General features: G+C 72.7%; 18 protein-coding genes. 6 read left to right on the top strand and 12 right to left on the bottom strand.

What is annotated here, in order from left to right; genetic code table 11:
- Positions 1-125 precede the first annotated feature (125 nt).
- From preA to KBB57_RS07010, 3 genes are all read right to left on the bottom strand, one after another.
- A complete protein-coding gene (gene preA, locus KBB57_RS07020) occupies positions 126-1427 on the bottom strand; it encodes an NAD-dependent dihydropyrimidine dehydrogenase subunit PreA (protein ID WP_290748000.1) in 1302 nt (433 codons plus the stop codon).
- 248 nt (positions 1428-1675) lie between these two features.
- Positions 1676-2215: a DedA family protein gene (locus KBB57_RS07015; protein ID WP_290747997.1), complete on the bottom strand. Its 540-nt coding sequence runs from the start codon at positions 2213-2215 to the stop codon at positions 1676-1678.
- Between the two features lie 102 nt (positions 2216-2317).
- A complete protein-coding gene (locus KBB57_RS07010) occupies positions 2318-3667 on the bottom strand; it encodes an NAD(P)-dependent oxidoreductase (RefSeq protein WP_290747996.1) in 1350 nt (449 codons plus the stop codon).
- Positions 3668-3906: 239 nt separating this feature from the next.
- Between KBB57_RS07010 and KBB57_RS07005 the strand changes: the two genes are divergently transcribed.
- From KBB57_RS07005 to KBB57_RS06995, 3 genes are all read left to right on the top strand, one after another.
- Positions 3907-4479 (top strand): HupE/UreJ family protein, encoded by a 573-nt coding sequence (locus KBB57_RS07005; RefSeq protein ID WP_290747995.1) that lies wholly within the window; start codon positions 3907-3909, stop codon positions 4477-4479.
- A 5-nt stretch (positions 4480-4484) separates the two neighbouring features.
- Positions 4485-4940 carry a lysozyme inhibitor LprI family protein gene (locus KBB57_RS07000; RefSeq protein ID WP_290747993.1) on the top strand — a complete coding sequence of 152 codons (456 nt, stop codon included), beginning with the start codon at positions 4485-4487 and terminating at the stop codon, positions 4938-4940.
- A 64-nt stretch (positions 4941-5004) separates the two neighbouring features.
- Positions 5005-5355, top strand: coding sequence for a GFA family protein (locus KBB57_RS06995; RefSeq protein WP_290747991.1), 351 nt, complete (start codon positions 5005-5007; stop codon positions 5353-5355).
- Positions 5356-5503: 148 nt separating this feature from the next.
- On the opposite strand, the gene KBB57_RS06990 is transcribed toward KBB57_RS06995, so the two are convergent.
- From KBB57_RS06990 to KBB57_RS06980, 3 genes are all read right to left on the bottom strand, one after another.
- Complete coding sequence (locus tag KBB57_RS06990; protein ID WP_290747989.1) at positions 5504-6343, bottom strand: c-type cytochrome; 840 nt, start codon at positions 6341-6343, stop codon at positions 5504-5506.
- A gap of 741 nt (positions 6344-7084) precedes the next feature.
- Positions 7085-9778, bottom strand: coding sequence for a sensor histidine kinase (locus KBB57_RS06985; protein WP_290747987.1), 2694 nt, complete (start codon positions 9776-9778; stop codon positions 7085-7087).
- Positions 9778-10050 (bottom strand): hypothetical protein, encoded by a 273-nt coding sequence (locus tag KBB57_RS06980; protein WP_290747984.1) that lies wholly within the window; start codon positions 10048-10050, stop codon positions 9778-9780. The genes KBB57_RS06985 and KBB57_RS06980 overlap by 1 nt, the downstream gene beginning before the upstream one ends.
- A 195-nt stretch (positions 10051-10245) precedes the next feature.
- On the opposite strand from KBB57_RS06980, the gene acs reads away from it, so the two are divergent.
- The 3 genes from acs (at position 10246) to KBB57_RS06965 (ending at position 14934) form a co-directional block, all read left to right on the top strand.
- Positions 10246-12189 (top strand): acetate--CoA ligase, encoded by a 1944-nt coding sequence (gene acs / locus KBB57_RS06975; protein ID WP_290747982.1) that lies wholly within the window; start codon positions 10246-10248, stop codon positions 12187-12189.
- Positions 12190-12845: 656 nt separating this feature from the next.
- Positions 12846-13589 (top strand): DUF72 domain-containing protein, encoded by a 744-nt coding sequence (locus KBB57_RS06970; RefSeq protein ID WP_290747979.1) that lies wholly within the window; start codon positions 12846-12848, stop codon positions 13587-13589.
- A gap of 283 nt (positions 13590-13872) precedes the next feature.
- Positions 13873-14934, top strand: coding sequence for an aldo/keto reductase (locus KBB57_RS06965; RefSeq protein WP_290747977.1), 1062 nt, complete (start codon positions 13873-13875; stop codon positions 14932-14934).
- A gap of 306 nt (positions 14935-15240) precedes the next feature.
- On the opposite strand, the gene KBB57_RS06960 is transcribed toward KBB57_RS06965, so the two are convergent.
- The 6 genes from KBB57_RS06960 to KBB57_RS06935 all read right to left on the bottom strand — a co-directional run.
- The gene (locus KBB57_RS06960) at positions 15241-16227 is read right to left on the bottom strand and encodes a biotin-dependent carboxyltransferase family protein (RefSeq protein ID WP_290747975.1); all 987 of its coding nucleotides are present in this window, start codon (positions 16225-16227) and stop codon (positions 15241-15243) included.
- Positions 16220-17089 carry a carboxyltransferase domain-containing protein gene (locus KBB57_RS06955; protein WP_290747973.1) on the bottom strand — a complete coding sequence of 290 codons (870 nt, stop codon included), beginning with the start codon at positions 17087-17089 and terminating at the stop codon, positions 16220-16222. Before KBB57_RS06955 ends, KBB57_RS06960 begins: the two co-directional genes overlap by 8 nt.
- 11 nt (positions 17090-17100) lie before the next feature.
- A complete protein-coding gene (locus KBB57_RS06950; protein WP_290747970.1) occupies positions 17101-18468 on the bottom strand; it encodes an acetyl-CoA carboxylase biotin carboxylase subunit in 1368 nt (455 codons plus the stop codon).
- A 1-nt stretch (position 18469) separates the two neighbouring features.
- Positions 18470-18706 carry an acetyl-CoA carboxylase gene (locus KBB57_RS06945; RefSeq protein ID WP_290747968.1) on the bottom strand — a complete coding sequence of 79 codons (237 nt, stop codon included), beginning with the start codon at positions 18704-18706 and terminating at the stop codon, positions 18470-18472.
- Positions 18707-18753: 47 nt separating this feature from the next.
- Positions 18754-19482 (bottom strand): LamB/YcsF family protein, encoded by a 729-nt coding sequence (locus KBB57_RS06940; protein ID WP_290747966.1) that lies wholly within the window; start codon positions 19480-19482, stop codon positions 18754-18756.
- Between the two features lie 203 nt (positions 19483-19685).
- Positions 19686-20412 (bottom strand): nuclear transport factor 2 family protein (locus KBB57_RS06935; protein ID WP_290747963.1); only part of this gene is annotated, 727 nt, incomplete at its 5' end.

Below are 20412 nucleotides of genomic sequence, written 5' to 3'. Positions count from 1 at the left end.
AAAAAGCCCGCCCGTCGGCGCGCACGCCCCGCGCCGACGGAGTATCGGGACTATTCCGCCGTCCCGGCGGCGGCGGCCGGGAGAGCCCGCCGGCCCGGTGCGGGCGCCCCGTGCCGGGACCGCGGCTACTCCGCTGCCTGCGCCATCGGGTTGTTGGGATGAGTCGTCCAGTTGGCGTATTCCGCCGGGACGACGCGGCCGGTGCGGGGGTCCGTCGCGCCGGGGGCGAGGCGTTCCATGGTGATGCAGCCCTCGACCGGGCAGACGTTGACGCAGAGGTTGCAGGCGACGCATTCGTCGTCCTTCACCTCGAAGACCCGGCCCGGAAGCATGGCGATCGCCTGGTGCGAGGTGTCCTCGCAGGCGGCGAAGCAGCGGCCGCACTTGATGCAGAGCTCCTGGTCGATGCGCGCCTTGGCGACGTAGTTGAGGTTGAGCTTCTGCCAGTCGGTGACGTTCGGGACCGCGCGGCCGACGACGTCCGAAAGGCGGGCGTGGCCCTTCTGCTCCATCCAGAGGTCGAGGCCGGCGATCATCTCCTGCACCACGCGGAAGCCGTAGGTCATCGCCGCGGTGCAGACCTGCACGCTGCCGGCGCCGAGCGCGAGGAACTCGGCGGCGTCGCGCCAGGTGGTGATCCCGCCGATGCCGGAGATCGGCTTGCCGTTGGTCTCCGGATCGCGGGCGATCTCGGCCACCATGTTGAGCGCGATCGGCTTCACCGCCGGGCCGCAATAGCCGCCGTGCGACCCCTTGCCGTCGATCGAGGGCTCGGGGCTGAAGCTGTCGAGGTTGACGGAGGTGATCGAGCTGACGGTGTTGATCAGGCTCACCGCGTCCGCCCCGCCGCGGAAGGCGGCGCGGGCGGGATAGCGGATGTCGGTGATGTTGGGCGTGAGCTTGACGATCACCGGCATCCGGGTGTTCGCCTTGCACCAGCGCGCCACCATCTCGATGTATTCCGGCACCTGCCCGACCGCCGAGCCCATGCCGCGCTCGCTCATGCCGTGGGGGCAGCCGAAGTTCAGCTCGACGCCGTCGGCCCCAGTCTCCTCGACGAGCGGCAGGATGGATTTCCAGCTCGCCTCGTCGCAGGGCACCATCAGGCTCACCACCATCGCCCGGTCGGGCCAGTCGCGCTTGACCGCCTTGATCTCGCGGAGGTTCACGTGGAGCGGGCGGTCGGTGATCAGCTCGATGTTGTTGAGGCCGAGGAGCCGCCGGTCGGCGCCCCAGACCGCGCCGTAGCGCGGGCCGTTGACGTTGACGATGTGCGGGTCGAGCCCGAGCGTTTTCCAGACCACCCCGCCCCAGCCGGCCTCGAAGGCGCGGCGGACGTTGTACTCCTTGTCCGTCGGCGGCGCGGAGGCGAGCCAGAACGGGTTCGGCGAGCGGATCCCGACGAAATCGCAGCGCAGGTCGGCCATGGCGTTCTACCTTTCCGAGGGATCCCCGCACAAGGTCGCCCGGCGCGGGGAAAACCGGGCGGCTGCAGGGGCTAACACGCGTGATAGAGAGATCAAGCTATTGAAATAGCGTGTGCTTTTCATTCCCATCAACCCTTCCTCAAGATTGATGAAGAGACCGCGACCGGGGGCTCCCTCCGGCGCAAGACGCAGGACGGGACGGCGCGCCCCGCCGGGGCGCGCGCAGGTCGGGGCGTGGGCGAGCGGGGTCAGCCCCCGGTCAGGCTGCGCCAGATATGGCCGATGACGTCGCCGCCGATCTCGCCCGACTTCGGGATCACGTAGGCCCAGGCCAGCGAGCCCGGGACGTTGGCGAGCTGGAAGCGCAGGAAGGCCATCGCCGCGGCGCCGGCCAGGACGAAGGCGACCGCCCGGAGCGGGCCGAAGAAATGCCCGATCAGCACGGCCGCCGGGCCGAAGCGGGCGAAGAGGCCCTTGCCGCGCTCGACCGTCGGCTGCTGGCTGCGCAGCGGCCCGGCGCTGAGGATGGCCGGCCCGTAGCGGCGGCCGAGCCACCAGGAGAGCGTCGAGCCGGTCAGCGCCCCCAGCGAGGCCCCGAGCCAGAGCGGGAACATCTGCAGCGCGCCGGTCGCGACCAGCCCGCCGACGCCGACCAGGATCGCCGTCGAGGGGATCAGGATCGAGATGAAGGCCACCGTCTCGGCGAGCGCGAAGGCGAAGGCGATGTAGGGCGCCCAGGCCGCGTTGTCCCGCACGAAGTCCAGCACCCGCTCCAGCGCCGCGTGCATACCCTCTCCCCGACTCGTCACTCGCGCACCCGCCTAGACCCCGCGCGGCGGCCGCGCAAGGCCGGCGGCGGAGAAGGGTTTCCGCGCATGGCGCCCCGGGCGTCACGCGGAGAGCGCGGCGTGGATGTCCATCGCCGCGTCCCGGCCCTCGGCGACGGCGGTGACGGTCAGGTCGTCGCCGCCCGCGGCGCAGTCGCCGCCGGCCCAGACCCCGGGCAGGCCGGTGCGGCCCGGGCCTGCGACGGCGATCTTGCCGCCCGCGAGCGCCAGCCCCTCCGGAGCCGCGCCGAGCCGCTGGCCGATCGCCTTGAAGAGCTGGTCGGCGGCGAGGCGGAAGGTCTCGCCCGTCGGCTCGAGCCCGGCCGCGCCTTCGCGCACATAGGCGAACTCGACCTCGGCCACCGCGCCGTTGCCGATGGCGCGGATCGGGACCGCCCCGGTGACGATGCGCACGCCCCGGCTCAGCGCCAGATCCTGCTCGTAGAGGCTCGCGCCCATGCGGTCGCGGCCGCGGCGGTAGACGATGGTCACCTCCTCGGCCCCGAGGAGCTTCGCCTGCACCGCCGCGTCGATCGCCGTCATGCCGCCGCCGACCACCACCACGCGGCGCCCCACCGGCAGCGCCTCCAGATCCGAGGCCTGGCGCAGCTCGGCGATGAACTCCACCGCCGGGCGGACGCCGGCCTTGTCCTCGCCCTCGACGCCGAGCGCGTTGACGCCGGCGAGGCCGATCCCGAGGAACACCGCGTCGTGGCCCTCGCGGAGCGCGTCCAGCGTCACGTCGCGCCCGAGCGCCGCGCCGGGGCGGACCTCGATCCCGCCGATCCCGAGCAGCCAGTCGAGCTCGGCCTGGGCGAAGCCGCCCGGGGCCTTGTAGGCGGCGATGCCGTACTCGTTCAGCCCGCCCGCCTTGGGCCTGGCGTCGTAGAGCGTCACGGCGTGGCCGAGCATGGCGAGCCGGTGCGCGCAGGCGAGGCCCGAGGGGCCGGCGCCGACGACCGCCACCCGCTTGCCGCTCGACGCCGCCCGGGCGAAGGGATGGCCGCCGCGGGCCATCAGCGCGTCGGTGGCGTAGCGCTGCAATCGGCCGATCTCGACCGGCCTGCCCTCGGCCGCCTCGCGGACGCAGGCCTCCTCGCAGAGCGTCTCGGTCGGGCAGACGCGCGCGCACATGCCGCCGAGGATGTTCTGGCTGAAGATCGTCCGCGCCGCTGCCTCCGGCGCGCCGGTGGCGATCTCGCGGATGAACATCGGGATGTCGATCGAGGTCGGGCAGGCCGTCACGCAAGGCGCGTCGTGGCAGAAGTAGCAGCGGTCCGCCGCGACCGTCGCCTCGTGGTCGTCGAGCCGCGGGGCGATGTCGGAGAAGTTCGCCGCGATCGCCGCCGGCGGCAGCCGCCCCGCCACGATGCCGGGTGTGCGCGGGCCGTCGCCCGCAAGGCTGGGTTTCATGGACCTCTCCGTGACGAGCCTTCCTCAGACGCTCTCACAGCGCGATTCTTTTATCAAACGGTAAAATCACCGGCGGCGGCGCGGCCGGGGCGGCGCCCAACGAATGGGCGCCGGCGCCGACGGAAGCGGCCCGGAGCGGGCTGGCGGCGGCGGAAGGACGCCGCGGCGTTGCGTGCGGGCTGCGGCTGGGCCTAACTCGCCGGGAGATCGAAGGGCGTTCCCCGCTGAAAGGACCTGCCATGCGCCGCCTGCTGCCCGCGCTCCTGCTCTCCGCGCTGCTTCCGGCGGCGGCCTTCGCCCATGCCGGGGCCGGCGCCCATGGCGCGCCGTTCGTCTCGGGGCTGCTGCATCCGCTGCTCGGGGCGGACCACCTGCTCGCCATGGTCGCGGTCGGCCTCCTCGCCGGCCTCGCCGGGGCGCGCGCGGTCTGGGCATGGCCGGCGAGCTTCGTCGGCGCGATGATCCTCGGCGGGGCGCTCGGCTATCGGGGCGTGCCGCTGCCGCTCGTCGAGCCGGCCATCCTCGCCTCGGTCGTCGTGCTGGGGGTCGCCGTCGCGTTGGCGCTGCGGCCGCCGCTGGGGGTGGCCTGCGCGGTGATCGGGCTCTTCGGGGTCGCGCACGGCTACGCGCACGGGCTGGAGGGGCCGGCGCTCGGGGGGATGGCCTACGGGGCCGGCTTCGTCGGGGCGACGGCGGCGCTGCACCTCGCGGGCGTCGCGGTCGGGCTCGGCGCCGGCGCGCGGCTGCCGGTCGTCGCGCGGGCGCTCGGCGCGGCGACGGCGGCGGCGGGTCTGGCGCTGGCGTTCGGGTGACGGGGATGGGCCGGGGCGTCGCGCTGCTCGTCCTCGCCGCGATGGCGGCGCCGGGTGACCGCCGCCGCGGGCTTGGCGCTGGCGCTCGGGTGACGGCGCTGGGCCGGGGCGCCTCGGTGCTCGTCCTCGCCGCGATGGCGGCGCCGGCGGCGGCGCAGACGGACTGCTCGGCGGCGGCCACGCAGCTTGCCGCCACCGACTGCGCCGGGGCGGGGGCGGATGCGGCGGATGCGGAGCTGAACCGGATCTGGGGGCAGGTCTGGGGGAGCGCGAAGGGGCGGCCGTGGGCGCAGACCCTGCGCGACGCCCAGCGGGCGTGGATCGGCTATCGCGACCTCGCCTGCGCGGCCGAGTCGGGGCAGTACCAGGGCGGCTCGATCGCGCCGATGATCAACGCCTCGTGTCTTGAGCGGCTGACGCGGGCCCGTATCGTCGATCTCCAGCAGTTCCTGGAGAACTGAGCCGGAGAAACCCGATGACCCAGCCTGCCCCTGCCGCGCCCCGTCCCGCCGGGCGCTCGCCGCGATGACCCGCCATGCCGGATCCTGCCAGTGCGGGGCCGTCGCCTTCGAGGCGGAGGTCGACGTGTCGCGGCCCGTCGTCTGCAACTGCTCGCGCTGCCGCCGGCTCGGCTCGCGGCTCGCCTTCACCGCGCCGGAGGGGTTCATGCTCCTGCGCGGCGAGGGGGCGCTGACGGAATACACCTTCAACCGGCACGCCATCCGCCACCAGTTCTGCGCCACCTGCGGGATCGAGCCCTTCGCCTTCGGCACGGCGCCGGACGGCCGGGAGATGGTGGCGATCAACGTCAACTGCCTCGACGACGTCGACCCCCTGGCGCTGCCGACGCATTTCCACGACGGCCGGAGCAACTGAGCGGGTTCAGGCCGCGCCGATGGAACGGCGCGTCCCCTGCACGCGGCTAACACGCGTGACAGGAAGACCAAGCGACTGTAATCACAGCATAACCTCCGAGCCGTCAACCCTCTGTTCAGGAAGGTTGACGGCGCGGGGCAAAGGCGGGTCAGCCCGCGTCCGGGAGCGGCGGGAGGGTGCGGAGGTAGCGCACCACCGCCTCGAGGTCGTCCGGCGTCATGCGCGCGAGGTAGGGGTAGGGCATCGGCGGCAGCATGGCGCGGCCGTCCGGGCGCTTGCCTTGCGTGACCATCGCCTTGATCTGGTCGTCGGTGTAGCCGGCGAGCCCGTCCTTGCTCGAGGTGATGTTCGGCGCGACCGAGACGCCCCAGGGGCCGGGGAACTCGAAGCCGCCCTGGCCGAGCCGGTCGAGGAACGGCCCCTGCGGCCCCAGCGGCGTGTGGCATTCGAGGCAATGCGCGACCGGCCCGGCCATGTAGGCGCCGTATTCCGCCGTCGGCCCGCGCGGCGGCGCCGTGACGTGGTCGACGGGCGGCCCGTAGGCCGGAGGCAACGGGATGTGGTAGGCCGACTTCGCCGGCGTGTTCTCGACCGGCGGCACAGTGCGCAGGAACGCCACGATGGCGGCGAGGTCCTCGTCGCCGAGCTGGCGGTAGAAGGTGAAGGGCATCGGCGGGCCGATCAGCGTGCCGTCCGGCCGTATGCCCTCGCGGATCGCGCGGGCGAGCTCGGCGTCGCTCCACGAGCCCACCTCCGAGGCCGGGGTGATGTTGGCCGACACCGCCGTCATCATCTGGTCGTCGATCACCGTCTGCCCGCCGGCGAGCTCCTTCGCCATGTCCGGGCCGTCCGGGCCCTGCGGCGTGTGGCAGTTGCCGCAGCCCATCGGGCCGCGCACCAGATACTCGCCACGCTCGACCGGGGTCTCGGCCGCCGCCATCCCGACGGCGCCCGCGAAGGCGAGCGCGCCGGCTGCAAGGATACGCATGTCCCCTCCCCTCGGGCGGGCTTCGCTGGGTGGCCGGACCAGCCCGGCCGCCTTGCGCCCGCTCCGCAGCCCGGCAGGTTACGCCCGCCGCCGAGTCGCGGCAACGCACGCGAGGCGGCGGCTTGGGGGAGTTCGCATGGATCGAACGGCTCCGCTCGGGTTGCTGCGGCGCGAGCCGGTGCGTGACACCGGACTCGCCCCACTGCACGACAGTGGAGAGGAAGCCCGGCCCGAGGCTGGCCGCGACGCCGACGCCAGACGGATTTGATCCGTGGCAAATCCGTCCGCGATCGCCCCTGCGGGGGGCGAGCGCGATTCCGCGCTCGCCGGGGCGATCACGGACGGATGGCGCGCTACGGGGAAATCTGGCCCCCCCACGGCTTCCGCGCGCAACCGCGCTCCAGCCGTCGGCGCGGCGAAAGCCGGGCTTTCGCCTGTCGCGCCGGGCCTCGCGGGCAAGCCCGCTTCGGTCGCTCGGCGCGCGCGCCCCGTGGATCCGGCAGAGGAGACAGGTGTCGTGTAGTGTGATCAGCGCCGCATTTCGCGGCGCCGTTCGACTCATTCGAGGTCCCGCCGTCTCTGCCCCTGCCGCTCCGCGTCGAGCTGGGAGACATGCGCATGTCTCCCGGCGGGCGAAGTCGCGGGACCGACCTCGCCGCCCGGGGCCGGAGACGTCGGGAGAATAGCCGGATGCCATGTGATAATGACACGGGGACACATGCCCCCTCGCGCGCCCGCCCGCTACTCCGCCGCCGAGGCCGGGCGGGCCTGTCGCGGCAGGCGCACGCGGAACACCGCGCCGGGGGCGTTCGGCAGGACCACGAGGTCGCCGCCGAGGTTGCGCATGATCTCGCGGCTGATCGGCAGGCCGAGCCCGGCGGAGCCGGCGAGGTTCGCCTCGCCGAGGCGCTGGAACTTCTGGAACACCTCGTCGCGGCGCTCCGGAGGGATGCCGGGGCCGCGGTCGGCGACGTCGATGTAGACGTCCTCGCCCGTCGCGCCGGCCGAGATGGTCACGCGCGGGGCGTCGCTCCGGCCATACTTGATGGCGTTCGAGACGAGGTTGACCACCACCTGCGTCAACCGGTCGAAATCGGCGTCGACGACGATGTCGTCCCCCCCTGCCCCGCGCTCGACCGGGACGCCGGACGAGGCGCGCAGCCCCTCCGTCGCCGCCAGCGCCCGGTCGATCACCTCGCCGACGCGGACCGGCGCGACGTGGAAGCTGACCCGCCCCGACTCGAGGAAGGAGAGGTCGAGGATCTCGTCGAGGAGCCGGGTCAGCCGCACGCTCTCGTCGCGGATGATCCCGAGGAAGCGCCGCGTCGTCGCCTCGTCGAGCCCCTCGGCGTCGCCGAGGATCTCGGCGAAGGAGCGGATCGAGGTCATCGGCGTGCGCAGCTCGTGGCTGACCTGGCTGAGGAAGGCGTCCTTGGCGGCGTCCATCCGCTTCAGCTGGTCGTTGGCGTGGCGAAGCTGGCGCGCCGCCTCCTCGAGCTCGCGCGACTGGTTCTCCAGCCGCCGCTTGGCGTCGATGAGCTGGAGCGTCTCGTCGGCCATCCGCATCAGCCCGTCGACCGAGACGGCGCCGCGGCCGGCGGTCTGGTTGACGAGCTCGTGCGCCGAGGCGGCCCCGACGGTGCCGGCGAGCTCGCGCTCCAACCGGTCGATGAAGCGATCCGTCGGCGCCGGCAGCCCCTCGGCCTTGCCCTGCGCGCGCGCCTCGCCGGCGAAGAGCGCCTGCGCGGCCCCGGGCCCGAGCAGCCGCGCCGCGAGGCCGAGCAGGTCCTCGGAGGTGGCCGAGCGCGACACCACCCCCGGGGCGGCGGCGGACTGGCGGAACACGTCGACGAAGAGCGCCGCCTGGAACTGCTCCAGCGGCCGCGGCGTGGTGGCGAGCGACACCGCGACGAAGGCGCCGACGTTGGCGGTCATGCTCCAGAACACCGCATGGACCAGCGGATCCCAGCCGCCGAGCCCGAAGAGCGCGCGCGGCCGCAGGAAGTCGAGCCCGAACGGGCCGTCGGCGATGGCGGCGGCCGACATCAGGAACGCGCCCTCGAAGCTCGGCAGGAAGAGCGTGTAGGCCCAGACGGCGAAGCCCGCGGCGATGCCGGCGAGCGCGCCCGCCCGCGTCGCGCCGCGCCAGTAGAGCGCGCCGGCGAGCGCGGGCGCGACCTGCGCCGCGCCGGCGAAGGAGATGAGCCCGATCGCGGCGAGCGCGCTCGGGGCGGAGACGAGGAAATAGACGTAGCCGAGCGCCAGCACCCCGGCGATCGAGAGCCGGCGGGCGAGCAGCAGCACCCGGCGCAGGTCGCCCTCGCGCCCCCGCCGCCAGCGCAGCCAGAGCGGGATGACGATGTGGTTCGACACCATGGTCGAGAGCGCGATCGCCGCGACGATCACCATCGAGGTCGCCGCCGAGAAGCCGCCGAGGAAGGCGAGGAGCGCGAGGTCGTCGCGGCCGGCGGCGAGCGGGACGGTCAGCACGAAGAGGTCGGGGTTCGCCCCCTCCGGCGCGGTGGCGAGGCCGGCGACGGCGATCGGCACGACGAAGGCGGAGATCAGCGCGAGGTAGAGCGGGAAGGCCCAGCCGGCGGTGGCGAGCTGGCGCTCGTCGACGTTCTCGACGACGAGGACCTGGAACATCCGCGGCAGGCAGACGACCGCGCAGCCGGCGAGGAAGACCTGGGTGACCCAGCGCGGGGTGAGGACGTGCTCGGCCATCAGGGCCGGGGGCATGGCGTCGAAGACCCCGGAGGGCCCGCGGAACAGGCCCCAGGTCACGTAGACGCCGAGGCAGACGAGGGCGAGGAGCTTGACCACCGCCTCGACGGCGATGGCGGAGACCACGCCGTGATGGCGCTCGTTGGCGTCGACGCTGCGGGTGCCGAAGAGGATGGTGAAGACGGCGAGACCGGCCGCGACCCAGAGCCCCGTCCAGGCCGGCCGCGCCGCGGCGCCGGCCGGGTCGTGCGCCGCGAAGGCCGCGAAGCTCAGGGTGACGGACTTGAGCTGGAGGGCGATGTAGGGGGTGGAGCCGACCACGGCGATGATCGTCACCGCGACGCCGAGCGCGGGCGACTTGCCGTAGCGCGAGGAGATCATGTCGGCGATCGAGGTGATGCGCTGGACGTGGCCGACGCGCACGAGCTTCCGCAGCAGGAAGAACCAGCCGACGAAGACGATCGTCGGCCCGAGGTAGATCGGCAGGTAGTCGAGCCCGCCGCGCGCCGCCGCGCCGACCGCGCCGTAGAACGTCCAGGCGGTGCAGTAGACCGAGAGCGACAGCGTGTAGACGAGGGGCGCCCTCAGCCAGCCGAAGCGGCCCTGCGCGGCGCGGCGCTCGGCCCAGGCGGCGACGGCGAAGAGGCAGGCGACGTAGCCGAGGCAGACCGCGACGAGGAGGTTGCCGCCGATCATCGCGGGGGCCATCACGCGCCGCCGTCGTCGTCGCCGAGCCCGCGCGCGAGCCGCGCCGTCGCCACGATCAGGCCGATCCAGGCGGCGAAGACATAGGCGAGGCCGAGCGGCACGCCGAGCAGGCGGCCGCCGCCGGCGAAGGCGTCGATGAGGGGCGAGAGGAACAGGAACGCGGCGAGGAGCGGCAGGGCGAGCGCCGCGTCGCGGCGCCGGCGGCGCAGCCGGGCCGCCCGCGCCAGCGCCGCCTCGGCGCGCTCGGGCTCCTGCTGGTCGCTGTCCGGCATCGGCGTCCCCCCGGTCCGGCGGCGAGGATAGGCGCCCGGGCGGCCATTCTTCAAGACGGGAACGGGCGGCGCCTTGATCCAGCTCATGGTGCAGTGCAGCAGACATGATGTTTTACAAGGCCACGTCGAGACCTTATAAACCTGCGCGAAAGCGGCCGCAGCGCCGCGTCGGAGACAATCGGGAAGGAGCTGCCCATGAGCGAGGAGATGCACCAGCCGCCGGCAGAGGCCGTCAAGCGGGCCTGGGTCGACGCGGCCGGCTACGCCGGCATGTATGCGGCGTCGATGGACGATCCGGCCAGGTTCTGGGGCGAGCACGGCAAGCGTCTCGACTGGACGAAGCCCTATTCGAAGGTGAAGAACACCTCGTTCGACTTCCACAACGTGTCGATCAAGTGGTTCGAGGACGGCGAGCTCAACGTCTCGGCCAATTGCGTCGACCGCCATCTCGCGAAGCGCGGCGACCAGGTCGCGATCATCTGGGAGAGCGACGACCCGAACGTCAGCGAGCGCATCACCTATCGCCAGCTCCATGCCGAGGTCTGCCGCTTCGCCAACGTGCTGAAGACCCTCGGGGTCTCGCGCGGCGACCGGGTGGTGCTCTACCTGCCGATGATTCCCCAGGCGGCCTACGCCATGCTCGCCTGCGCGCGGATCGGGGCGATCCACTCGATCGTCTTCGCCGGGTTCTCGGCCGACGCGCTGCGCTCGCGCGTCGAGGATTCCGGCGCGAAGCTCGTCGTCACCGCCGACGAGGCGCCGCGCGGCGGCCGCAACACGCCGCTCAAGGCCAATTCCGACCGGGCGATCGCCGGGCTCGACGGCGTGCGGCAGCTCGTGGTGCGGCGCACCGGCGGCGACGTGCCCTGGCTCGCCGGCCGCGATTTCTGGCTGCACGAGGAGATGGAGCGGGTCGATCCCGACTGCCCGCCCGAGGCGATGGGGGCGGAGGACCCGCTCTTCATCCTCTACACCTCCGGCTCGACCGGCAAGCCGAAGGGCGTGCTGCACACCACCGGCGGCTATCTCGTCTACGCGGCGATGACGCACCAGTACGTCTTCGACTACCACGAGGGCGACGTCTACTGGTGCACCGCGGACGTGGGCTGGGTGACGGGCCACAGCTACATCGTCTACGGACCGCTGGCGAACGGCGCGACGACGGTGATGTTCGAGGGCGTGCCGACCTACCCCGACGCCGGCCGGTTCTGGGCGGTTTGCGAGAAGCACAAGGTCAACATCTTCTACACCGCGCCGACCGCCATCCGGGCGCTGATGGGCCAGGGCCGGCAGTTCGTCGAGAAATACGACCTCTCGAGCCTGCGCACCCTCGGCTCGGTCGGCGAGCCGATCAACCCCGAGGCGTGGAACTGGTACGACGAGGTGGTGGGCAAGGGCAGGTGCCCGATCGTCGACACCTGGTGGCAGACCGAGACCGGCGGCATCCTGATCTCGCCGCTGCCCGGCGCGATCCCGACCAAGCCCGGCTCGGCGACGAAGCCGTTCTTCGGGGTGCGGCCGGCGGTGCTGGAGGCGACCTCGGGCGAGGAGATCCGCGAGACCGCCTGCGAGGGCGTGCTGGCGCTGGCCGACAGCTGGCCCGGGCAGATGCGCACGCTCTTCGGCGACCACGAGCGCTTCGTCGACGCCTATTTCAGCCAGTACAAGGGCTACTACTTCTCCGGCGACGGCTGCCGGCGGGACGCCGACGGGTACTACTGGATCACCGGGCGGGTCGACGACGTCATCAACGTCTCGGGCCACCGCATGGGCACGGCGGAGGTCGAATCGGCGCTGGTCGCCCACGCCAAGGTCGCCGAGGCGGCCGTGGTGGGCTATCCGCACCCGATCAAGGGCCAGGGCATCTACGCCTATGTGACGCTCAACGCCGGCGAGGAATACACCGAGGAGTTGCGCAAGGAGCTGGTGCAGTGGGTGCGAAAGGAGATCGGCCCGATCGCCTCGCCCGACCTGATCCAGTGGGCGCCGGGCCTGCCGAAGACCCGCTCCGGCAAGATCATGCGCCGCATCCTGCGCAAGATCGCCGAGAACGACTACGGCGCCCTCGGCGACACCTCGACCCTCGCCGATCCCACGGTGGTCGAGGAGTTGATCGACAACCGTATGAACAAGGCCTGAGGCCCCTGCCCCGCCCGGATCCGATCCGGGCGGGGGCGTTTCCCCGGCCCTCGGGGGATCCGTCACGCCAGCCGGGGGCCGGCCCGTGGGGCGCGACCGAGGACCCGACCTCGCACGCGCGCGAAGGGGTCATACCGGACTCGCTTGATCTGCTCCGTTTGATTGGCGGGATCGACAGGTCCGACCGTCTTGACGTTGACGAGGCCGGGCCGCGGACCGCGCACAGCAACATCACGGCGCCGGGTCAAGGTATTCCTGAATTTGTGCGCAAATATATTTCGAAATATTTTGAATATAAATGGTGAAAATCATTGCATCATTGGCAGCGACGCATTTCGCGGCGCCGCTCGACTCACTTGAAACTGGCGCCCTCCCCGCCCGAACCGCTCCGCGTCGAGCAGGTTGACATGCGCATGTCAACCTGCGGGAGCCGTCGCGAGGCAGGACGGCGCCGCTCGTCGACCCTTGCCGCCGTCGTGCAGCGTGCCATTGCGCCGCGGCGTTCCGACGCCCGCTCGCAGGAAACCGCCGCCGACGTCGCCCAGGGCGCGCGGCGCCGGCCCCCGAGGTTCGAGAGCAAGCCGCGGCGGTTTCGCCGGGCCGCGGTTGATGGTTCAGTGCCCCCGCGAGGCCGCGAGTCGGCCGGGGAGAACGTCATGGCGGGCAGGATCAGGATCGGAGTCGGGGGATGGACCTTCGAGCCGTGGCGGAAGACGTTCTTTCCGGAGAAGCTGCCGCAGAAGCGCGAGCTCGAATACATGGCCGGCAAGCTCTCGTCGATCGAGATCAACGGCACGTTCTACCGCACCCAGAAGCCCGCGACCTTCGCGAAGTGGCGCGCGGAGACGCCCGAGGGCTTCGTCTTCGCGCTGAAGGGGCCGCGCTACGCCACCAATCGCAGCGCCCTCGGCGAGGCGGGCGAGAGCGTCGGCTGGTTCATCGACAGCGGGATCGCGGAGCTCGGCGACCGGCTCGGCCCGATCAACTGGCAGCTGGCGACCACCAAGAAATATGACCGCGACGAGATGGCGGCCTTCCTCGACCTGCTGCCGGAGAAGGCGGGCGAGCGCAAGCTGCGCCATGCCGTCGAGGCGCGGCATCCGAGCTTCGCCGACGGCTTCGGCGAGCAGGCGCGCGAGCGCGGCGTCGCGGTGGTGCTGGCCGGGGACAGCGAGTATCCGGTGATCGAGGGCGGGACGGAGGACTTCGTCTACGCCCGGATCATGGGCACCACGGAGGGGCATGAGGCCGGCTATTCCGAGGCGGCGCTCGACGGCTGGGCGGCGCGGGCGAAGGGCTGGGCGGCGGCGGGGCGGGACGTCTACCTCTACGTGATCAGCGGGCACAAGGCGGCGAACCCCGCCGCGGCGCTGGCGCTGATTGCGCGCACGGGGGGCTGAGGGCGCCGCTGACGGCGGGTTCGCGGCGGACCGCCGACGGCGGTCGACCGGGGACCGGGGCGACCGGCGCCGACCGGCCCGTGGCGCCTTGCGCCTGACGACTGACTGCGACCGACGACGGGCGGCAAAGGGCGGCAAAGGGATGGCGGACGGACGGCCGGATGACCGGCGTCCGACGGGGCGCGCCCCGTCGACCCCGGCGTGCCAGCGCCCGGCCCCGGGTTGCGCCGGCGCGCGGATCGGCGGAAGGATCGCCGGCAAGGACCGCTTCGGGAGGATGTCCATGGAATACCGCCAGCTCGGCCGCTCCGGCCTTCTGGTCTCCTCGCTCGCCTTCGGCACCGCCACCTTCGGCGGCGTCGGCGCGCTCGGCAAATGGGGGGCGACCGACGTCGAGGAGGCGAAGCGCCTGCTCGACGCCTGCCTCGACGCCGGGGTGAACCTGATCGACACCGCCGACGCCTATTCCCGCGGGCGCTCGGAGGAGATCCTCGGGGCGGCGATCAAGGGCCGGCGGGAGCGGCTGCTCGTCGCCACCAAGGTGCGCTTCCGCATGGGCGAGGGGCCGAACGACCACGGCCTGTCGCGCTCCCACATCGTCGCCGGCTGCGAGGCGAGCCTGAAGCGGCTCGGCGTCGACCATATCGACCTCTATCAGGCGCACCAGTGGGACGGGCTGACCCCGGTCGAGGAGACGCTGGAGGCCTTCGACACGCTCGTGCGCTCGGGCAAGGTCCGCTACTGGGGCGTGTCGAACTTCGCCGGCTGGCAGATCGTCAAGACGGCCGCCGCGGCGGCGGCCGGCGGGTTCGTGCCGCCGGTCAGCCAGCAGATCTACTACTCGCTGGAGAGCCGGGACGCGGAATACGAGCTGATCCCGGCGGGGATCGACCAGGGCCTCGGCACGCTGGTCTGGAGCCCGCTGGCGGGCGGGCTGCTCTCGGGCAAGTACCGCCGCGGCAAGGCGCCCGAGGAGGGCGGGCGGCACCTCAACGACTGGCACGAGCCGCCGCTCTCCGACGAGGACCGGCTCTACGACACGATCGAGGTCCTGGTGGAGATCGCCGGGGGCCGCGGCGCCTCGGCGGCCGAGGTGGCGCTCGCCTGGCTGCTCGGCCGGCCGAGCATCGCCTCGGTGATCCTCGGGGCGCGCACCGAGGCGCAGCTGGCGCGCAACCTCGGGGCGGCGGAGCTGCGGCTGACGGCCGAGGAGCGGGCGCGGCTCGACAAGGTGAGCCTGCCGCGCCTCCTCTACCCCCACTGGCATCAGGCCCGCGCCATCGCCGACCGCCTCGGCCCGGGCGAGGCGAGCCTGCTGCGCGGGCATCTGGACGAGGAGGCCTGACGAGGCCGCCTCCCGACCCGGGACCGCGCGCCTGCGGCGGCTCGCCAGGCCCCTTCCCGGACATCGTGCGCGCCCGAGCATCGCGACGGGCGGCGCAGGCCCTCGGGGCGACGTAAGGCGCAGGCCTGTGACCCTCCCGCGGCCCGCTCCCCGCCGCGTGGGACCTCGGGTCAGGGAGACGGCGAAACCCGCGCCCCGCCGCAGCGCGCCGCGGGCGGGACGGCGGAGCCCTCGCGACGCCGACGCGGCGCCGCGGGTCCGGCGGGCGGCGGCGGCCGCAAGGCCGCCGGCGACCGGCGGAGGGGCTCAGGCGAGGGCGGCGCGGATCGCGTCGAGGACCCGGGCGCGGGCGTGGCGGGCGGCGAGGGCGCCTTCCATGTCCACCTCGACGAAGCGGCATTTCACGTTGGGCTGGAGCTGGCCGATCAGGTCCATGTCCGCCGAGATCACCGTTCCCACCATCATGTAGCCGCCGCCCGAAACCGCGTCGCGGTGCAGGATGATCGGCTCGGCGCCCCCCGGCACCTGGATCGAGCCGTAGGGATAGCAGGCGTCGACGATGTTCGACGGATTCGAGCCCGCGCCGAACGGCGGCTCGCGCGGCACGTAGTCGAGCGGCCTTCCGCCGCGGAAGCGGTAGCCGATGCGGTCGGCCTCCGGGGCCACCTTCCAGACGTCCTCGAAGAAAGCCGCATGCGACGGCTCGGTCACCCGGTGCCAGTAGAGGCCCGGCAGCATCCGGAGCTCCACCGGCGCCCCCGTCGGCCCGCGCCGCAGCTCCGCCGGCACCGAGCGCCCGGCCCGGCCCCCGCCCGCGCCGACCGCCAGCCGGTCGCCCGCCTTCAGCGCCCGGCCCTCATGCCCGCCCAGCGCGCCGAGCGGATAGGTCGAGCGGCTGCCGAGGACCACCGGCACGTCGATCCCGCCCGCGACCGCGATATAGGCCCGCGCCCCCGCCTTGAGGAAGTCGAAGGACAAGGTCTGCCCCGCCTTGACCGCGAAGCTCTCCCAGAGCGGCGCCGGCGTCCCGTCGAGCTTCGGCGGCATCTCCGCGCCGCAGATCGCCACCACCGCGTCGCGGTGGAACACCAGCTCCGGCCCCAGGAACACCGCCTCGAGCCCCGCCGCGCCCTCGGGATTGCCGACGAGCAGGTTGGCCGCGACCAGCGCCAGCTGGTCCATCGCCCCCGAGAGCGGGATGCCGAGATGGTAGTAGCCCGGACGGCCGAGGTCCTGGACGGTGGTGGCGAGGCCGGGAGCCTTGACCTCGATGGCGCCTTCGATGTCAGCCATTGAGCGCCCCCATCAGCTTCGCGTTGTACTCGTCCGGGTTCTTGTGGAAGGCGTCGAGCGAGAAGGTCACGTCGACCATCTTCGGCGCATACCTGCCTGCCGCGACCTGGGCCTGGATCGCCTCGTACTCGGGGCGGTCGATCGGGCGGAACTTGACGATGTCGCCCGGCCTGAACAGGCACATCGTATCCGCCGGGATGTACTTGTGCTCGCTCCTGGGGTCGTAGATCGGCGTCGGGATGATCCCGAACATCTGGTAGCCGCCGGCGCCGCGGACCGAGTAGATCGCCGTGAAGCAGCCGCCATGGCCGATGGTCAGCGCCGGCGTGTCGGTGCGCGGGCGCACGTATTTCGGCGCCTCGAGCTGCCGCGACCGCTCGACCATCTGGTAGAGGAACGGCAGGCCGGCGACGAAGCCGACCATCGAGACGAACCACGGCGCCCCGGCATGGGCGGCGACGAACTCCTCGACCGAGCCCTTGCCGTTGACCCGCGCCGCGTAGTCGAGGTCGGTCCCGGACGGATCCTGATGCCGGTCGCGGAACCGCATCAGCGTCTCGTGCGTCCAGGGATCGTTGTAGAACGCCGGCAGCTCGATGATCCGCGTCTCGATCTCCGAGGGCGCATGCGCCGCCTTGTCCTCGAGCTGCTTCAGCTCCGCCATCATCGCGTCGGGCGCGATCACGTCGGGGTCGAACTTCACCTGGAACGAGGCGTTGGCCGGGCAGATCTCGGTCACGCCGGCGATGTTGGCCTCGCGCACCGCGTTGGTGATGTAGAGCGCCTTGAAGAAGGCCTCGAGCGACATGCTCTCGTCGACCTCGACGAAGACATGCTCGTCGCCGCCAAAGGAATAGCGCATCCCCCCTCCCTTCAGGTCAGTGTGCCGGCGTTGGCCTCGAGCCAGCGCTCGAGCCAGGTGGTGTCGAAGCGGCCCGCCGCGACGTCCGGGTCGGCGGCGAGCGCGAGGTGCAGCGGCCGCGTCGTCGGCAGCCCGCCGATCTCCAGCTCGCGGAGCGCGCGGGCGAGGCGGGCGATGGCGGCGGGGCGGTCCTCGTCGTGGACGATCAGCTTGCCGAGGAGCGAGTCGTAGAACGGCGGCACCACGTAGCCCGGATAGAGCATGGTGTCGAAGCGCACCCCCGGGCCGCCGGGGACGCGCAGCGACTCGACCGCGCCCGGATGCGGGCGGAAGTCCTGGGCCGGGTCCTCGGCGTTGAGCCGGACCTCGATGGCGCAGCCGCGGAGCGGGATGTCCTCCTGGCGCCAGCGCAGCGGCGCGCCGAGGCAGACGCGGATCTGCTCGCGCACGAGGTCGAGCCCGGTGATCATCTCGGTCACCGGGTGCTCGACCTGGATGCGGGTGTTCATCTCGATGAAGTAGAAGGCGTGGCTGGCGTCGTCGTAGAGGTATTCGAGCGTGCCGGCGCCGCGGTAGCCGACCGCCTCGGCGAGGTCGACCGCCGAGGCGCAGAGCCGCTCGCGGGTCTCCTGGTCGAGCGAGGGCGACGGGGCCTCCTCCCAGACCTTCTGGCGGCGGCGCTGCAGCGAGCACTCGCGCTCCCAGAGGTGGACGACGCGCGCGCCGTCGCCGAGGATCTGCACCTCGACATGGCGCGCCCTCTCGACCAGCTTCTCGACATAGAGCCCGCCGTCGCCGAAGGCGGCCTGGGCCTCGGCCGAGGCCTGCGGGATCAGCCGCTCGAACTCCTCTTCGGAGCGGGCGATGCGGATGCCCCGGCCGCCCCCGCCGGCCGCCGCCTTGATCATCACCGGAAAGCCGGTATGGGCGACGACGCTCCTCGCCTCGCGCAAGCCGGAGATCAGGCCCTCGGAGCCCGGAACGGTGGGGACGCCGGCCTGCGCCGCGGCCTCGCGGGCGGCGACCTTGTCGCCCATCTTGCGGATCACCGCGCCGGAAGGGCCGATCCAGGCGAGGCCGGCCGCCTCTACCGCGTCGGCGAAGCCCGCGTTCTCGGCGAGGAAGCCGTAGCCGGGGTGGACCGCCGTAGCCCCGGTCGCCTTCGCGGCGTCGAGGATCGCGTCGACCTTGAGGTAGGACTTCGAGGCCATCGCCGGGCCGATCTCCACCGCCTCGTCGGCGAGGCGGACGGCGAGGCTGTCGGCGTCGGCCTTGGAATGGACCGCCACGGTGGCGAGCCCGAGCTCCTGGGCGGCGCGGATCACCCGGACGGCGATCTCGCCGCGATTGGCGACGAGGAGCTTGCCGCGGGCGGCCATGCTACTCGAGCTCGGCGATGGCGTCGCCCGCCATCACCGCGTCCTCGTTGTCGACGAGGAAGCGCTTCAGCGTGCCGGCGGCGGTCGACTTCACCTCGTGGAAGCTCTTCATCACCTCGATCAGCCCGATGACGTCGCCGACCGCGACGGCGTCGCCCTCGGACTTGTAGGCGGCCGCCTCGGGCGAGGAGCGGCGGTAGAACGTGCCGGGGAGCGGCGAGAGGATCTCGGTGGCCATGGGTCCCTCCTCTTGGCGTGTTCTGGGGGCGGCGTCGGGCGCCGGCGTCAGGCGTCGAGATGCGGGCGGAGCGCCGCGCGCACCGCCTCGGCGATCGCCACGGCGTTCGGCGTGTCGGAATGCACGCAGACCGTGGTGGCGCTCACCGGCAGCGTCTTGCCGCCGACGGTGACGAGCTTGCCCTCGACCACCGCCAGCCGCGCCGCCTCGGCGCATTTCGCCGGGTCCTTCGCGTCGTGCTCGCGGGTGATGATCAGCTTGCCCTCGTCGGAATAGTCGAGATCGGCGAAGAACTCGGCGAGGAACCCGTGCCCGCGCTCGTCCTTCCACACCGTCTCGTGCAGCGTGCCGGCCAGCCCCATCAGCGGCACGCCGAAGACGTCGGCCGCGTCGGCGCAGGCGTTCGCCACCTCGGCGTCGCGCGCCGCCATGCCGTAGAGCGCGCCATGCGGCTTGATGTGGTTGAGCGCCATGCCCTCGGCCTTCAGGAAGCCGGTCAGCGCGCCGATCTGGTAGATCAGGCAGGCCGCCAGCTCCTCGCGGCCGATCTTCATCTCGCGCCGCCCGAAGCCCTGCAGATCGGGGAGCGAGGGGTGGGCGCCGACCTTGACGCCGTTCGCCTTGGCGAGGCGGACGGTCTTCTGCATGTGGTTGAAGTCGGAGCCGTGGAAGCCGCAGGCGCAGTTCGCGACGGAGATGAGCGGCATAAGCCCGGCGTCGTCGCCGATCTGGTAGAGGCCGAAGCCCTCGCCCATGTCGCAGTTGATCGTCGCCATGCCGCCCCTCCCCGCCGAGCGCGCTCGCCCGGGCTCTGTCGCCCCGGTTGCGCCCAACCCTGCAACGGCGGCCCCGCCGTTGTAAAGCGGCGCCGGCCGGGGCCCGGGAAGCGAGCCCGCAAATCGGCCCCCGCCCGCGCCGCGGGGCGCCCGGCGCCCCCTCCCCCGCCGCCGCAGGACGCGAACGGATACCCGGGCCGCGCTCAGCCGGAGCGCACCTTGCGGTAGCTGTCCTTGAGCGCGATCAGCTCGCCCTCGAAGGCGAAGAGGTCGCAGCCGCGCACGTCGGCGCGCCGCCCCTCGCGATCCACCCCGGTGAAGCGCCAGGCCGAGACGCCGGCGTCCCCGTCCACGTGATGGGTTCCGTCCCGCCAGGCCGCCTCGGGCCAGGCCTCGAACACCGCCGCGTAGGCGGCGCGCACGGCGTCGCGCCCCTCATGGCGGCGGCCCTCGGCGTCCGGTCCGGCGAAGGCCTGGAAGGCGCAGTCCGCGGCCATGCAGGCCATCAGCCCGTCGACGTCCCGCGCGTTCCAGGCGTCGATGAAGCGCTCCAGCGTCGCATGGCGGGCGGCGGCGAGCGCGTCGTCCACCACCTCCACCTCGAGGAAGGCGAGCGGCCCGGCGCCCCCGTTCACCACGTTGTGCTCGACGCCCTCGCGGCGGGAATAGGGCGCGTGCCGCGCGAGCGGCGCCCGCCGGGCGGCGCCCCCCGGCTCCTCCAGCAGCAGCTCGCCGTCGGTCAGCGGCACGATGACGTAGTCGTGGCCATGGCGGTGCCAGCCGGTCTCGGCGCCCGGCTCGAACCGCCATTCGGTCACGCGGAAGCGGTCATCCTCGATATGGGTTACCGGCGTCGCCTGCGGTCGCATCTGGTTCCTCCCCTCCGTCTCGGCGCCTACCATAGCCGCCCCGCCCGCCCCCGTCGCCCCC

This window comes from Amaricoccus sp. (assembly GCF_017993425.1).
GTDB lineage: Bacteria > Pseudomonadota > Alphaproteobacteria > Rhodobacterales > Rhodobacteraceae > Amaricoccus.
This window is presented reverse-complemented; position numbering and strand designations above follow the sequence as displayed.

Excerpts from the sequence above, each read along its gene's own strand:
- preA (WP_290748000.1), bottom strand. The coding sequence starts at position 1,427 with ATGGCCGACCTGCGCTGCGATTTCGTCGGGATCCGCTCGCCGAACCCG.
- KBB57_RS07015 (WP_290747997.1), bottom strand. The coding sequence starts at position 2,215 with ATGCACGCGGCGCTGGAGCGGGTGCTGGACTTCGTGCGGGACAACGCG.
- KBB57_RS07010 (WP_290747996.1), bottom strand. The coding sequence starts at position 3,667 with ATGAAACCCAGCCTTGCGGGCGACGGCCCGCGCACACCCGGCATCGTG.
- KBB57_RS07005 (WP_290747995.1), top strand. The coding sequence starts at position 3,907 with ATGCGCCGCCTGCTGCCCGCGCTCCTGCTCTCCGCGCTGCTTCCGGCG.
- KBB57_RS07000 (WP_290747993.1), top strand. The coding sequence starts at position 4,485 with ATGGGCCGGGGCGTCGCGCTGCTCGTCCTCGCCGCGATGGCGGCGCCG.
- KBB57_RS06995 (WP_290747991.1), top strand. The coding sequence starts at position 5,005 with ATGACCCGCCATGCCGGATCCTGCCAGTGCGGGGCCGTCGCCTTCGAG.
- KBB57_RS06990 (WP_290747989.1), bottom strand. The coding sequence starts at position 6,343 with ATGCGTATCCTTGCAGCCGGCGCGCTCGCCTTCGCGGGCGCCGTCGGG.
- KBB57_RS06985 (WP_290747987.1), bottom strand. The coding sequence starts at position 9,778 with ATGGCCCCCGCGATGATCGGCGGCAACCTCCTCGTCGCGGTCTGCCTC.
- KBB57_RS06980 (WP_290747984.1), bottom strand. The coding sequence starts at position 10,050 with ATGCCGGACAGCGACCAGCAGGAGCCCGAGCGCGCCGAGGCGGCGCTG.
- acs (WP_290747982.1), top strand. The coding sequence starts at position 10,246 with ATGAGCGAGGAGATGCACCAGCCGCCGGCAGAGGCCGTCAAGCGGGCC.
- KBB57_RS06970 (WP_290747979.1), top strand. The coding sequence starts at position 12,846 with ATGGCGGGCAGGATCAGGATCGGAGTCGGGGGATGGACCTTCGAGCCG.
- KBB57_RS06965 (WP_290747977.1), top strand. The coding sequence starts at position 13,873 with ATGGAATACCGCCAGCTCGGCCGCTCCGGCCTTCTGGTCTCCTCGCTC.
- KBB57_RS06960 (WP_290747975.1), bottom strand. The coding sequence starts at position 16,227 with ATGGCTGACATCGAAGGCGCCATCGAGGTCAAGGCTCCCGGCCTCGCC.
- KBB57_RS06955 (WP_290747973.1), bottom strand. The coding sequence starts at position 17,089 with ATGCGCTATTCCTTTGGCGGCGACGAGCATGTCTTCGTCGAGGTCGAC.
- KBB57_RS06950 (WP_290747970.1), bottom strand. The coding sequence starts at position 18,468 with ATGGCCGCCCGCGGCAAGCTCCTCGTCGCCAATCGCGGCGAGATCGCC.
- KBB57_RS06945 (WP_290747968.1), bottom strand. The coding sequence starts at position 18,706 with ATGGCCACCGAGATCCTCTCGCCGCTCCCCGGCACGTTCTACCGCCGC.
- KBB57_RS06940 (WP_290747966.1), bottom strand. The coding sequence starts at position 19,482 with ATGGCGACGATCAACTGCGACATGGGCGAGGGCTTCGGCCTCTACCAG.